Below are 13,425 nucleotides of genomic sequence, written 5' to 3' on the forward strand. Positions count from 1 at the left end.
GCGGGACGTTTCGAATGTCTCACTTAACTATTGCGCTAAACGGCATTCGCCGCGTCCCGCACACCTCCCAAACGGGGAGGGCCACTCAAACCTCCAGCGGCGAGCCGCGTGGAGATTTTCGTGCAGGTGTGATCTGAATGATTGGCGCCGGTCACCATTTGCCCCGCACGCCCGCGCTTGCGTTTGGGGCTGGCCAATCCGAGACCCCAGGCGCTAGAACACCGCCATGAAAATCAGCGAAACCGAATTGCTCATCGTGCCCGGTCTGGGCAATGCCTCTGATGATGACTGGCAGGGACGCTGGCTGGCGCGGATGCCGACAGCGCGCCGCGTCGAGCAGGCCGACTGGCACAAGCCGCAGCGCGAGGCCTGGGTCGATGCCCTGGTCGCCGCCGTTGCCGGGGCGAAGAAGCCGGTGGTGCTGATCGCCCATTCGGTCGGCATTCTCACCCTGGTTCATGCCGCGCCATTGCTGGACAGACACAAGGTCGCCGGTGCCTTCATGGTCGGGGTTCCCGATTGGGAGCGGCCGGAAATCGCTGAAGAGCATGGCGAACACGGTTTCGACCCGGTGCCGATTCAACCGCTCGGCTTTCCGGCGGTGCTGCTGGCCAGCTCCAATGATCCGAACTGCGATGTCGAACGGGCTGAAGCCTGGGCGAAAGCCTGGGGCGCCAGCTTCGTTGTCGCCGGTGATATGGGCCATTTCAACGCCGCCAGCGGTCACGGGCCCTGGCCGGAGGGCATGATGGCTTTCGCCAATTTCCTCTCGACCCTGACACCGCCGGGCGCATGAGCGCGGACGGGCTGTATTGTCAGCCGCCGCAGCTGGACTGGTCGCAAGACTCCGGTCCGCGGGCGCCGGATTATGGCGATATCTATTTTTCCGCCGAGGACGGGCTGGAAGAGAGCCGGGCGGTCTTCCTGCAGGGCTGTGACCTGCCGCGCGACTGGCAGGGCCGGTCGCAATATGCCGTGGGCGAGCTGGGCTTTGGCACCGGGCTCAATGCGCTGGCGCTGTGGGATTTGTGGCGGCGTGAGGGGCCGGCGGCCGGCTGGCTGCATTTCGTCAGCATCGAGAAACATCCGCTGTCGCGCGCCGATGCCGCCCGCGCCTTCGAGGCCTGGCCGTCGCTGGCCGGGCTCAGTGCGCAATTGCTGGCACAATGGCCCTCGGCCCTGAAGGGCGCCCACCGGCTGATCTTCCCGGACGATCGCTTCACCATCACCGTCTTCCAGGACGAGGCCGAACGCGCCCTCGGCGAGATCGAGGCCGGGATTGATGCCTGGTTCCTCGACGGCTTCGCGCCGGATCGCAATGGCGCGATGTGGTCACAGGCGGTGCTCGACGGCATTGGCAAGTTGTCGCGCCGCGGCACCCGTGTCGCGACCTTCACGGTGGCCGGCGCGGTACGGCGCGGGCTGGAGCAGGCCGGCTTCGCGGTTGAGAAACGCCCCGGTTTCGGACGCAAGCGCGAGCGGCTCGAAGCCGTCTATGCCGGCGCGGCCACCCCGCCCGCGATCTCACCGGTCGAGCGCACCCGGCCCTGTTTGGGCCGGGTCGCGATCATCGGTGCCGGCATTGCCGGGGCGAGTCTGGCGCTGGCCTTCCGCCGCCGTGGCCGCGAGGCATTGGTGATCGACGCGATCGGTCCGTCCGGCGGCGCGTCGGGCGCGCCGGTTGGCCTGTTGACCCCGCGTCTGGAACGCACCGGCCGGCCGCATGTCCGCGCCACGCTCGCCGCCTATGAATTCGCCCGCCGCACCTATCAGGGGCTGGACGGTTTTCATCCCGATGGCGTGTTGCGCCTGCCGCGCGATGAGGCGGATCGCGAGCGCCTGCAATTGATCGCCAGCCGCCTGGATGACGATCATGTCTGGGATGGCGAGGGCCTGTGGCAGCCCCTGGCCGCGCGCATCGAGCCGCGCTTGCTGGTGACGCAATTGCTGGCCGATACGCCGCTGATCATTGCGCAGGTCGCCCAAGTCGAGGAACGCGAAAACGGGGTCTGCCTGCTGGACGCCTATGGCCGCGAGATTGTCGCTGCTGATCTGGTTATCCACGCCAATGGCTGGGGCGCCAGCGCTGTGTTCGATGCACTCGCCGCCAATGCCGGCCAGCTCGCCGTGATCGAGGGTGAGCCGCCGGTGCGGCCTGTGGTCTGGGGCGGCTATGCCTGCGCCGCGCCCGGCGGCGGGGTGATGCTGGGCACAACCCATGTCCGCGGCACCGATCCCGGAGCGGCGGGCAGTGCCGTGCCGGATTTGCGGGCCGAGCTCGCGGCGCATCAACCGGATCTGGCAGCAAGGCTGGGTGATGAGGTGTTGCAGACCTGGTCGGGCATCCGGGCGGTGACGGCGGATCAATTGCCCGTCACCGGACCGCTGCCGGGCGGAGCGTTCAACGACCGCTGGCTGCAATACTCAACCGGGCGTCTGCCGCGGATCAAGCCGGGACCGCCGGGCCCGTGCCGACAATTCATCCTGTCCGGTTTCGGCTCGCGCGGCTTTGCCCACGCACCGCTGCTGGCCGAGGCGCTGGCGGGCGATCTGGGCGGAGAGCCGGGGGCGCTGGAGCGAAGCGGGCGGGAATGCCTGCAATCGACGCGCTTTGCCTGGCGCCGGCTCAAGCGCAGTCACTAGATGCCGATCCGCAGGCTCTCCCGGCCGGCGGCGCCATAGCGCAGCTCGATCACCGGGCATTCGGTGCTGAGGCAGGCAATGTCGAGATCAAGGTCGAGCGCGTTCTCCCGGTCATAGGTCACCGCCACCGGGCCGATGGCCAGGGCGACCGGCACACCGGCTGCCATCGGCACAGCGACGGGCGCGCTGGCGAGCGCGGCCAGTACAACACCGATCAGGATTGGCTTGATGATCATCTTCAGGGTCCCACATCTGTCCACATGACAGGGATGCCGCCGGGGCGCTGTTCGGATGCACCCGCCGCCGCTTTTTTCGGCCCGGGATTTGCAGAAATTCTCCCAGAGACTTCGCTTGTGACGCGAAACGGGACGAAAACCGATGAATCAACAGGCCAGCAGCACGCAATTCCAGGATCGCCGTTCCGGCACGCGACATGTGTGGTTCCTCAATTCGGCCTTTGACCGGATCGGGCTGGATATCGCGCTGAAGCGGATAACGGAGCGTGACCCGCAGAAGCCGTTCGCCTTTGTCGTGACCCCGAATGTCGATCACCTGGTCCGGCTCGAGACCGATACCGTGCTGGCGACGCTGTACGCCCAGGCCTGGCTGACCGTGTGCGACAGCCGGGTGCTGGAACTTATCGGCCGTTTCTCCGGCGAGACCATTGATGTCACGCCCGGTTCCGATCTGACGGCGCAATTGTTCGAGACCGAGATCGACCCCAATGAGACCGTCACCGTGATTGGTGCATCACGGGAGGTCATCGACGCTGTCACTGCGCGCTACGGCCTGAAAGATGTGCGCTGGCACGAGCCGCCGATGGGGCTGCGCCATAATCGCGAGGCGCTGGAGGACTGTGCCCGCTTCGTCGCCGAGAACCCGGCCCGCTTCATCTTCATGTGCGTCGGTTCGCCGCAACAGGAAATGGTCGCCGAGGCCTGTCTCGATCGTGGCGACTGCACTGGCCTGGGCCTGTGTGTCGGCGCGTCGCTGGACTTTCTCGGCGGCAAGGTCGAGCGCGCTCCGGTGTGGATGCAGCGTTCGCGGCTGGAATGGCTGCACCGTCTGGCCTCCGAGCCGCGCCGGATGTGGCGCCGCTATCTCGTTGACGGGCCGAAGGTATTCTTCCTGTGGCGGCGCTGGCGCAAGACCCAGCGCGAGCTGCGGGCGCTGGAAAAATCCCTGTCCGATCCGCAAAAAATGCGCGAGCGGGCGCTGCATCAGCGCATCCGTGCGCTCGAAGGCCTGCTCCAGGCCCCCAAACCCGACTGAGCCAGATGCCGGGATTGTGTTCCGTTTCGGGCGGGTCTAGCTTCGCGGTCGTGATGGTTCCCGCAAGGGATTAATCGGGAAGCCGGTACGGTGGAAACACCCAGTCCGGCGCTGTACCCGCAGCCGTAGGCGGTGAGCGGCGATGCAATCAGCCACTGGAGTGAAATCCGGGAAGGCGCATCGTTCGTGACGACCCGCAAGCCGGAAGACCTGCCATCACCGTCGTCTGTCTGCTCGTGCGGTGGTACACGAGACTGACGCGGTCTATCCGTTTTCTGACGACTCCTGCAATCCGTGCCGGCGTCGTTATGCGCCGGCTCCAAAGCTCTGGAGACGTGCATGCCTGGAAGTAATCCCCACCCGTTCCTCACCGGTTTATTCTCTGCCACTGCGCTGCTGGCGACTTCCACCGCCGCGATGGCGCAGGAGAGGCAAATGGCCGAGACCGTCTATGTCACCGCCGCCCGCATTCCGCTCGCTGCCGCGGATGCGACGGTCAGCATTTCCGCACTCGACCCGGCCATGATCGAGGCCCGCGGCGGCGTCTTCGTCGCGGACATCCTGCGCACCATTCCCGGACTGGCCGTGTCCCGTTCGGGAACCTCCGGCGCCCTGACCCAGATCCGCGCCCGCGGCTCGGAAGCCAATCACGTCCTCGTCCTGATCGACGGTATTGAAGCAGCCAGCCCTTTCACCGGCGAGGCCGACTTCGCTCACTACGCCTTTGATGATCTCGCCTCGATCGAGGTTTCACGCGGCGAGCAATCGGCGCTGTGGGGCAGCGATGCGATCGGCGGCGTCATCGCGCTGCGCACCGCCGTGCCGGAGGCCGGACGCGAATTGTCGCTGCGGGCCGAGGCCGGTTCATTCGGCAGCCGCCGCTTCAGCGCCCGTCTCGGCAAGGGATTCGAGGATGGCTATCTCGCCGTCGGGCTCGGTGCCTTCGAGACCGACGGCATTGATGTCTCCGGCCTTGGCGGCGAGCGCGATGGCTACACCAATCACACCGCCAATTTCCTCGCTGGCCATGATCTCGGCGCCGGGGTCCGGATCGAGACGGCCGTGCGCTGGGTCGGCTATCAGACCCGCTCCGATGCCGACACTGATTATGACGGCCAGCTTGATGACACGGATGACTGGCGTAGCGGCGACCAGATTCTGGCGCGGGCCGCACTGACGATTGAGCAACAGATCGACAGCGTGGCGCTGACTCATGAGATGGCGACGCAATACACCGACGATGTTTCGCGCAGCTTTGATGATGCCGTGCGCACCGCCCTGTCCGAAGGGCAGCGCAGCCAGGCGCACTACCAGCTGACCGGCCAATGGACGACCGGCGAGACCGCGCACCGGCTGACAGGTCTGGTCGAATACGAGCAGGACCGCACCCGCAATGATGCCGGCGCGGGATCGCTGGCCAATCAGAGCCAGGAGCTTTCCAGCACCGCCTTCGCCTTTGATTACGGGCTCGGCCACGGTCCGCTCGATCTCACCGCCTCGGCGCGGCATGAAAGCAATGAGCGTTTCGAGGACGCGGTGACCTGGCGCGCCGGCATCGCCTGGGCGTTTGACAGTCTCGGCGGACGGATCAGGCTGAGCGGCGGCGAGGGCGTCAAGAATCCCGGCGTGTTTGAATTGTTTGGCTATTACCCGGCGTATTTCATTGGCAATCCGGCCCTGAAACCGGAGCGCTCGCGCGGCTGGGAACTGGGCTGGGAACAGGGCTTTGCCGGCGGCCGTGGTCATGCGTCGGCGGTCTGGTTCCGCTCCGAGCTGACCGACGAGATCTACACCGATTTCGGTGTCTTCCCGGCAACCGCGCGCAATGCCACCAGCCGCTCCGACCGCTCCGGGCTGGAGCTGGAGGCGGGCTGGGATGTCAGCGATGCCATCGCCGTGTTCGGCTCGGCCACCTTCATGCAGAGCGAGCAGGACGGGGCCGCGGAAATCCGTCGCCCGGAACGGCTCGCCTCGCTGACGCTCGACTGGCATCCGCAGGCCAGCTGGTCGGCCTCAATGACGATCGATCATACCGGCGAGCAGCTCGATACCGATTTCGGGAGTTTCCAGAGCGTGACGCTGGAGGCCTATACGCTGCTCGGTGGGCAGTTGCGCTGGCAGGCCCGCGAGGGCGTCGAGCTTTATGTGCGCGGGGACAACCTGCTGGATGAGGACTATCAGGATGTGTTTGGCTATCACACGCCCGGCCGCGGTGTTTATCTCGGCCTGCGTCTTCGCCATGGCTAGCCTTGCAGCAGTGCAGGCGCAGGAGACGGTTCCGCCGCAGGGCGGGGCCGTGTCGGCCTCATTGTGTGCCGATGCCTATCTGCTGGCGCTGCAGCCGCGTGCCGAGATCGCGGCCCTGTCCTGGCAGGTCGACCAGCCGGTCTCGGCGGCACCGGACTGGGCGCGTCATTTGCCGCGCGCCTGGCCCGATGCCGAGCGGCTTCTGGTGCTTGATCCCGGCCTGACTGTCTTTGGCGCCGGCGAGGGTGGACGTGCAGCGGCGATGCTGGAGCGCAGCGGTTATCGCACGCTCGAACTCGCCTGGAGCGAGGATTTCGACGGTGTGCGGGCCAATCTCCTGGCGCTGGGCGAGGCGCTGGGGCGGGTCGATGTGGCGCAGGCCGCGATTGCCGATCTGGATCGCCGGCTGGCAGCCTTGCAGCAGCGCACGGCGGCGCGCGGCGTGGTGCCCCGTGTGGTCTATCTCAGCGCCTCGGGCGGCTCGGCCGGTGCCGGCACCTATGTCGACGCCGCGATCACGGCGGCCGGCGGCGTGAACAATGCGACGCAGGGCGGGGTTGTTGGCTGGGGACGCTCGGATCCGGAACTGGCGCTGAGCCTGGAGGCCGACATCATCGTCACCAGCTATTTCACCGATGGCTTCGCCAGTACATTCAACCGCGCCATGCGTCACGCTGCCTATCGGCGCCTGCTCGACCATGGCGAGCGTGTCGATATTCCCAGCGCCGACTGGCCCTGTGCCGGACCGCGCCTGATCGATGCCGCAGAGGCGATAGCTGATGCGCTCGATGCCTGGGCGGGCCGCTCATGAAGCCGCTGCATCTCAATCTCCTGCTCGCCGGCGGCCTGTTTCTCAGCCTCGCCGCCTCGCTGTTTCTCGGCGATGCACGGCTCGGTCTGTCCAGTCTCGCCGGTGCACTGGCCGGCTCGGAGGATCTACCAGCGCTGCTGATGCGCGAATTGCGCTTGCCACGGGCGCTGCTGGGCCTGGTGGTCGGCGCCGGGCTGGGTGGATCGGGGGCGGTGTTGCAGGGCTTCTTTCGCAATCCGCTGGCCGACCCCGGCGTGATCGGGGTTTCGGCCAGTGCCGGGCTTGGCGCGGTGACCGCGATGTATTTTGGCGCTGCGGCGTTGGGGGTTCTGGTGCTGCCCTTCGCGGCGGTCGCGGCCGCCGGGCTTGGCGTTGCCAGCCTGCTGCTGCTCGCCGGGCCGCGCGCCAGTGCGACGACGCTCATTCTCGCCGGTGTTGCGATCGGCTCGATCGCGACGGCGCTGACGGCCCTGTTGATGAATCTCGCGCCCAATCCCTGGGCCCTGGCCGAGATTGCCTATTGGCTGATGGGGTCCTTGCAGGATGCCAGCTGGACCGAATTGCGCTTCGCGGCGCCGATCATACTGGCGGGCCTCGCCCTGCTGGCGCTGACGCCGCGGGCGCTGGATGCGCTCAGCCTCGGCGAGGAAAGCGCGCGCAGCCTCGGCATCGATATGGCACGCCTGCGGCTGATTGTGATTGGCGGTACGGCGCTGGCCGTCGGCGGCGGTGTCGCGGTTGCCGGGGCGGTCGGCTTTGTCGGACTGGTGGTGCCGCATCTGCTGCGGCCGCTGGTCGGCCACAGGCCCGGCGCGCTGATCCTGCCTTCGGTGCTGGGCGGTGCGATGCTGATCGAGCTGGCCGATCTGGCGACGCGATTGCTGTCGGGTCCGGGCATGCCGCTCTATCTCGGTGTCCTCACCGCGCTGATCGGGGCGCCCTTCTTCCTGTGGCTGGTGCGAAGCTTGCCGGGGAGGGCGGTCTGATGCGGCTGCACTTGTCATCGCTCGACTTCGGCTATCAGGGCCGGCCGGCCCTGTCGCAAATCTCGCTTGAGGCGGGGGGCGGCGAATTGATCGCCCTGGTGGGGCCGAACGGGGCCGGCAAGTCGAGCCTGCTGCGGCTCTGCGCCGGTCTGTTTGAGCCGGCCACCGGAGCGGCGGTGCTGGACGGTGTCTCGATCCATGCCTTGCCGGCGCCGCAACGGGCGCGCCGCATTGCCTATCTCCCGCCGGACGGGGCCTCGGCCTGGCCGATGGTGGTGCGGCGGATCGTGGCGCTGGGGCGGGTGCCGCATCTCCAACCGCTGCGGCGGCTGACGGCTGATGACGAGGCGGCGATTGATACCGCGCTCGACCGTGCGGGGATTGCCGGTCTGGCTGAGCGACCTTTCGACCAGCTCTCCTCCGGCGAACGCGCCCGCGTCCTGCTCGCCCGCGCCCTGGCGACGCAGGCCGATCTGATCCTGCTGGACGAGCCGACGGCGGCGCTTGATCCGCGGCACCAGCTCGGCGTGATGGAAATCCTGCGCGCCGAGGCCGGGCGCGGGGCGCTGGTGATCGTCGCCGCCCATGCCCTCGACCTGGTGGCGCGCTATGCCGACCGGGCGATCCTGATGCAGGCCGGCCGCATCATCGCCGACGCGCCGCCGGAACAGAGCTTGTCGGAATCGCGCATCGCTGAAGTCTTCGGCGTGGTGGCGCCGGGCGGGATTGCACCGACGCCGCTGCGCCTGGGCGATTAATCGAAGACGATTTCCGGTGCCGGCTTGGACGCCTGATCGGCCGCCTCCAGCGCCGAACGGGCAGCCTTGAGGAAGGCGCGTCCGACGGGACTGTCGTCCAGCGCCGCCGGCTGGCCTTCATCGGAGGAGGTGCGCAGTTGCGGATGCAGCGGGATCTCGCCGAGGAAGGCAACGCCGAGCCGTTCGGCTTCGGACTTGGCGCCGCCATGGCCAAAGATATCGCTGTGCTCGCCGCAATGCGGGCAGATGAAACTGCTCATATTCTCGACAATGCCGAGAATGGGGATGTGGGTCTGTTCGAACATGCCGATCGCCTTGCGGGCATCGTCGAGCGCGAGGTCCTGCGGTGTCGAGACGATCACGGCGCCATCGACCGGCAGGTCCTGGGCGATGGCGAGCTGGGCATCGCCGGTGCCCGGTGGCATGTCGAGGATCAGCACGTCGAGCTCGCCCCAATCGGTATCGGTCATGAATTGGCGGATCGCGCCCTGCACCATCGGGCCACGCCAGACGACAGGGGCGCCCGGTTTGATGACAAAGCCGATCGAGACCAGCTTGACGCCATGGGCGGTGATGGGCTGCACGCCCGCATCATTCTTGCGCAGGCCGGGCGCGTCGGTAATGCCGAACAGGCGCGGCGCTGACGGGCCATAGATATCGGCATCGAGCAGGCCGACCTTCATGCCGTCGCGCGCCAGGGCAACAGCGAGATTGGCGGCGACAGTGGATTTGCCAACGCCGCCCTTGCCCGAGGCGACGGCGATGATGCGCCGGGCCGGTTTTTTCACTGTCCGGGCAGCGGGCTTTGGCGGATGGGGATGGGCGTGTTTGGCAGGCTGGTCGCGATGGGCTGTCATCACGATGCGGGCGCGGTTGATCCCCTTGATCCCCGTCACGGCGGCTTCGATCAGCGGACGCAGGGTCTCGAAATCGGGATCGCCGGCCACGGGCGGGGTCAGGACAATGGTCGCCGTATCGCCGGCAACACTGGCTGAATCAACACGGTTGGCATCGATGATATTGCGGCCGGACTGGCGCTCGGTGACGCTGGTCAGGGCTTTGCGCAGGCGATCGTCCATCTGGTCCTCCACGATTTGACGCAGAGATAGGCCTTTGTGACCCGGGCCGAAAGCCTGATCGCTGATGTTGGCGGTGTCGTGAGGGGCGGCTGTGCAGCTTCCCGGCGGTGCGCAGGCCGGCGCGAAACCGGCGGTCCGTCAGGAAGTGGATGGTGGGCGATACTGGGATTGAACCAGTGACCCCTTCGATGTCAACGAAGTGCTCTCCCGCTGAGCTAATCGCCCATCCGTGCAAGGAGCCGAGTATCTAGCGTTCGCTGACTGGAGAGGCAAGGCACAAATGCCAGTGCATTTCAGCTGATCTGCATCTGGCCGCAGCCAGGGCCCGTTCGGCTGTGCTCAAACGCGACCGCTCGTCTCTGGACAAGTTCGCTTGTCGCGAGAAATGGCAGGTTTGTCACAAGCCGGCCGGAATATGGCTTTTTTGCAACAAATGTCGACGAAAGATGTGTAAGCCGCGACCGGCGCTTGTCGAAGCCGCCCCTTTTCCTTCTTATGGGCCTATCAGTCAGGGTAATCTGGCTAGGTGTGAAAGCCGAAAACGGACCGCACCGCCCACCACGAAGACACAAAAGGGGTATGATCGTGAGCAATATCTGGGATCGCGAACGCTTGCTGCGTTCGACAATTCTTGCCGGGTTCGCTGCGGCTGGTCTGGCGATTTCGCCAAGCTATGCACAGCCGGCAGACACTGAAGAAGAAGCCGACGAAGAAGTCATCGTCGTTACGGGTTCGCTCATTCGTCGTAGCGAATTCACCTCCATCTCTCCAATCCAGGTCGTCAACGCCGAGATTGCTACTCTTGAAGGCCTGGTTGACCCGGCTGAAATGCTCCAGGGTGCCAGCGTGGCCTCCGGTTCGGTTCAGCTGAACAACCAGTTCGGCGGCTATGTCGTCGAGGGTGGCGTCGGCGTGAACTCGATTTCGCTTCGTGGTCTTGGCGCCCAGCGCTCGCTGGTCCTGGTCAACGGCAACCGCCCTGGTCCAGCCGGTACGCGCGGCCAGGTCGGCTCGTTCGACCTCAACGTTATCCCGTCCTCGATCGTTCAGCGCTTTGAAATCCTGAAGGATGGCGCGTCCTCGATCTACGGTTCCGACGCCGTCGCCGGTGTGGTCAACGTGATCACCCGCCGCCAGATTGATCGTCCGGAAGTCACCGTCACGATGAACGCCCCGCTTGCCGGTGGTGGCGAAACCTATGGCATCAGCGGTGCTTACGGTTTCAATTTCGACCGCGGCAGCATCGTTCTTGGCGCTGAATACCAGCTCCGCGAAGAACTCGACATCGGTGATCGTGAATATCTGAGCTGCCCACAGGATCTCGTGCGTGACTCGGCCGGTGGCAGCATCATCGACCGTGAAGACCGCTCGGTTCTTGCCGGCACCTCGCTGGCTGGCTGTAATAACATCTATGCCAACACCATCATTGATGCCTTCTTCGGTGATCGCTACATCCCGGATCCAGATGGTCTTTCCGCTGGCAGCGTGATCCCGGGTTACCGCCCGCGCGCCAATGGTCGCTATGATGATCCAGCTGGCGAAGCCTATTATGAAGACGTGCTGAATGACGCCCGCGTCCTCAGCCGCGATGCGATCAACCGCCAGGAGCGGATGAGCCTTTATGCATCTGCCGACTTCTCGCTCGATTTCCTCGGCGGTGTGGATTGGCAGTCCGACGCGCTTTTCACGCGCCGTACGACTGAATCCGATGGCTGGCGTCAGTTCTTCCCGCTCATCGGTGGCGCGACAGCAGCCCTGTGGACCGGTTCTACGGCCTATCGTTATGACAACGATCCGACGTATGACGGGCCACTCCAGCTGTCTCAGCCGGTCGCGCTCTGGCCATCCAACTCGCGTATCGAGGTTGACTACTTCTCGTTCAATACGGGCTTTGATGGCGGCTTCGGTTCCGGCATGGGCTTCCTGAGCGATTGGGCCTGGTCTCTCGATATGCAGTATTCGCGTTCGGAAGGCACGTACGAAGGCAACGGCATTCTGGCATCGAATTCTGGCGACGTTCAGTACGATGACAACTCGCCTGTTTACGATCCCTTCTCTGCCGAATTCCTCAGCGGCAACTATTCCGACGCTGTCTATGATCACCTGACGGTCAACACGGTTGGTGAGACGATCTACGAACAGACCGTCTTCAGGGCGATTGCCACTGGTGACCTGTTTGATCTGCCTGCCGGTGCTGTCGGCATGGCGATTGGTGCCGAACACCGCACCTTCTCGATCGACGACACCCCGGATCAGGCCGCTCAGGATGGCGACCTCTGGGGTTCGTCCAGCGCCCAGGTCACCCGCGGTGACGACACGGTGAACGAACTCTTCGCCGAAGTCGAAGTCCCTGTGATTGCTGGCGTGCCGCTCATCGAATCCTTCACGGTGAATGGATCGGCCCGGTTCTTTGATTATGAGTCCGCCGGTTCTGACTCGGTTTGGAAGGTCGGTGCCAACTGGCAGATCACTCCAACCTTCCGTCTGCGTGCTACCGAAGGTACCTCCTACCGTGCCCCGGCGCTGTATGAGCTCTTCCTGGGTGACCAGACTTCATTCCTTGGCCAGACCGCAATCGATCCTTGTATCGATTGGGAAAACAGCACCAACGCGAATATCCGGGCCAACTGTTCCGCAGCGGGTATCCCGATGGGCTATACCGGTATCGGCTCGTCCGCGACGATCGTTTCCGGTGGTGGCGCTGGTGTCCTCGAGTCGGAAACCTCGCGAGCCAGCACGATCGGTTTCGTCTACACCCCTCAGCGGTTTGCGCTCAGCGTGGCGGTTGATTACTTCCAGATCGAAATCGAAAACCAGGTCGCCCAGCTGGGCGGCGGCGCCATCGTTGGTGGCTGCTACGGTGCCAACAACTATCCGAACGTGTTCTGTACGTTGTTCGACCGTAACCCTGCGACCGATCCGGTGTCCCCGTATCGCATCGGGGAAGTCCGGGACAGCTACATCAACGTCAACTCGCAGAACACGTCCGGTTTCGACCTGACGCTTCGTTATACCCACGAGCTCGCCATTGGTGACCTGACGATTGAAGGTCAGGGTACCTGGACCATGGATGACGAAGTCTTCCTGTTCGATCCGGCCCTCGAGTCTGGTTATGACACCAACGACTTCAATGGCAGCATTGGCGATCCTGAATTCGTCGCCAACATGCGTACGGAGCTTCGTCGTGGCGACTGGACCTATTCCTGGTTCATGAACTACATCGATGGGACGTCGAACAGCATCTACACGAGCAATACGGCTTCCTACTATGGCCAGGCCGATGCCTTCTACGACGTGAATATCGAAGGTACGCTCTATCATGACGTGTCGGTCCGCTGGCAGGGTGACACCCTGTCCATCCTGGCCGGTCTGTCCAACATGTGGGACGAAGAGCCGCCAACGGTCTCGACCGGTACGGCGACTCGCCGCGGCAATACCGCGCTGTCGGCAACCCAGTACGACCTGCGTGGCCGGACCCTGTTCGTCCGTGCAACCAAAACCTTCTAAGGTTTTGTAATATCAGTAGTGATGAGGGGCGATGGGCAACCATCGCCCCTTTTCTTTGCAACCCGTGTTTTCTGCGATCAGGCTGCGGACGGGCAGGGCAAGACCCGCTAGGATATTGTTAC

9 protein-coding genes, 1 tRNA gene, 1 pseudogene and 1 riboswitch are annotated in these 13,425 nt (G+C 64.9%); of the genes and pseudogenes, 8 read left to right on the plus strand and 3 right to left on the minus strand.

Annotated elements, in window-relative coordinates; genetic code table 11:
- The first annotated feature begins 226 nt into the window (after positions 1–226).
- Positions 227–796, plus strand: a complete 570-nt coding sequence (locus tag ACN0YL_RS13430) for an RBBP9/YdeN family alpha/beta hydrolase (protein WP_417490856.1) — start codon at positions 227–229, stop codon at positions 794–796.
- Positions 793–2,643, plus strand: a complete 1,851-nt coding sequence (mnmD, locus tag ACN0YL_RS13435) for a tRNA (5-methylaminomethyl-2-thiouridine)(34)-methyltransferase MnmD (RefSeq protein ID WP_417498325.1) — start codon at positions 793–795, stop codon at positions 2,641–2,643. The genes ACN0YL_RS13430 and mnmD overlap by 4 nt, the downstream gene beginning before the upstream one ends.
- Here mnmD and ACN0YL_RS13440 read toward each other — a convergent pair.
- Positions 2,640–2,879 carry a hypothetical protein gene (locus tag ACN0YL_RS13440; protein WP_417498326.1) on the minus strand — a complete coding sequence of 80 codons (240 nt, stop codon included), beginning with the start codon at positions 2,877–2,879 and terminating at the stop codon, positions 2,640–2,642. The two genes, mnmD and ACN0YL_RS13440, sit on opposite strands and share 4 nt — an antisense overlap.
- Positions 2,880–3,021: 142 nt before the next feature.
- On the opposite strand from ACN0YL_RS13440, the gene ACN0YL_RS13445 reads away from it, so the two are divergent.
- From ACN0YL_RS13445 to ACN0YL_RS13465, 5 genes and pseudogenes are all read left to right on the plus strand, one after another.
- A complete protein-coding gene (locus tag ACN0YL_RS13445; RefSeq protein ID WP_417498327.1) occupies positions 3,022–3,915 on the plus strand; it encodes a WecB/TagA/CpsF family glycosyltransferase in 894 nt (297 codons plus the stop codon).
- Positions 3,916–3,952: 37 nt separating this feature from the next.
- Positions 3,953–4,148: riboswitch (cobalamin riboswitch) on the plus strand.
- 202 nt (positions 4,149–4,350) lie between these two features.
- Entirely contained in the window at positions 4,351–6,162 is a 1,812-nt protein-coding gene (locus tag ACN0YL_RS13450) for a TonB-dependent receptor plug domain-containing protein (RefSeq protein WP_417498328.1), read from the plus strand.
- Positions 6,155–6,973 carry an ABC transporter substrate-binding protein gene (locus ACN0YL_RS13455; RefSeq protein ID WP_417498329.1) on the plus strand — a complete coding sequence of 273 codons (819 nt, stop codon included), beginning with the start codon at positions 6,155–6,157 and terminating at the stop codon, positions 6,971–6,973. Before ACN0YL_RS13450 ends, ACN0YL_RS13455 begins: the two co-directional genes overlap by 8 nt.
- Positions 6,970–7,959, plus strand: a complete 990-nt coding sequence (locus ACN0YL_RS13460) for a FecCD family ABC transporter permease (protein ID WP_417498330.1) — start codon at positions 6,970–6,972, stop codon at positions 7,957–7,959. Before ACN0YL_RS13455 ends, ACN0YL_RS13460 begins: the two co-directional genes overlap by 4 nt.
- A gap of 71 nt (positions 7,960–8,030) precedes the next feature.
- Positions 8,031–8,717, plus strand: a pseudogene (locus tag ACN0YL_RS13465) (ABC transporter ATP-binding protein); the annotation flags it as partial.
- Here the strand turns inward: ACN0YL_RS13465 and ACN0YL_RS13470 are convergent.
- A complete protein-coding gene (locus ACN0YL_RS13470; RefSeq protein ID WP_417498331.1) occupies positions 8,714–9,796 on the minus strand; it encodes an Mrp/NBP35 family ATP-binding protein in 1,083 nt (360 codons plus the stop codon). The pseudogene ACN0YL_RS13465 and the gene ACN0YL_RS13470 overlap by 4 nt on opposite strands.
- Before the next feature lie 150 nt (positions 9,797–9,946).
- A tRNA-Val gene (locus ACN0YL_RS13475) sits at positions 9,947–10,021 on the minus strand.
- Positions 10,022–10,381: 360 nt separating this feature from the next.
- Here ACN0YL_RS13475 and ACN0YL_RS13480 point away from each other — a divergent pair.
- Positions 10,382–13,303: a TonB-dependent receptor plug domain-containing protein gene (locus tag ACN0YL_RS13480; protein ID WP_417498332.1), complete on the plus strand. Its 2,922-nt coding sequence runs from the start codon at positions 10,382–10,384 to the stop codon at positions 13,301–13,303.
- Positions 13,304–13,425 lie beyond the last annotated feature (122 nt).

Origin of the sequence: Maricaulis sp. (assembly GCF_048269565.1) — a bacterium.
GTDB lineage: Bacteria > Pseudomonadota > Alphaproteobacteria > Caulobacterales > Maricaulaceae > Maricaulis.

Coding starts and splice junctions, on each gene's coding strand:
- ACN0YL_RS13440 (WP_417498326.1), bottom strand. CDS start 2,879: ATGATCATCAAGCCAATCCTGATCGGTGTTGTACTGGCCGCGCTCGCC.
- ACN0YL_RS13430 (WP_417490856.1), top strand. CDS start 227: ATGAAAATCAGCGAAACCGAATTGCTCATCGTGCCCGGTCTGGGCAAT.
- ACN0YL_RS13455 (WP_417498329.1), top strand. CDS start 6,155: ATGGCTAGCCTTGCAGCAGTGCAGGCGCAGGAGACGGTTCCGCCGCAG.
- ACN0YL_RS13460 (WP_417498330.1), top strand. CDS start 6,970: ATGAAGCCGCTGCATCTCAATCTCCTGCTCGCCGGCGGCCTGTTTCTC.
- mnmD (WP_417498325.1), top strand. CDS start 793: ATGAGCGCGGACGGGCTGTATTGTCAGCCGCCGCAGCTGGACTGGTCG.
- ACN0YL_RS13445 (WP_417498327.1), top strand. CDS start 3,022: ATGAATCAACAGGCCAGCAGCACGCAATTCCAGGATCGCCGTTCCGGC.
- ACN0YL_RS13450 (WP_417498328.1), top strand. CDS start 4,351: ATGGCCGAGACCGTCTATGTCACCGCCGCCCGCATTCCGCTCGCTGCC.
- ACN0YL_RS13470 (WP_417498331.1), bottom strand. CDS start 9,796: ATGGACGATCGCCTGCGCAAAGCCCTGACCAGCGTCACCGAGCGCCAG.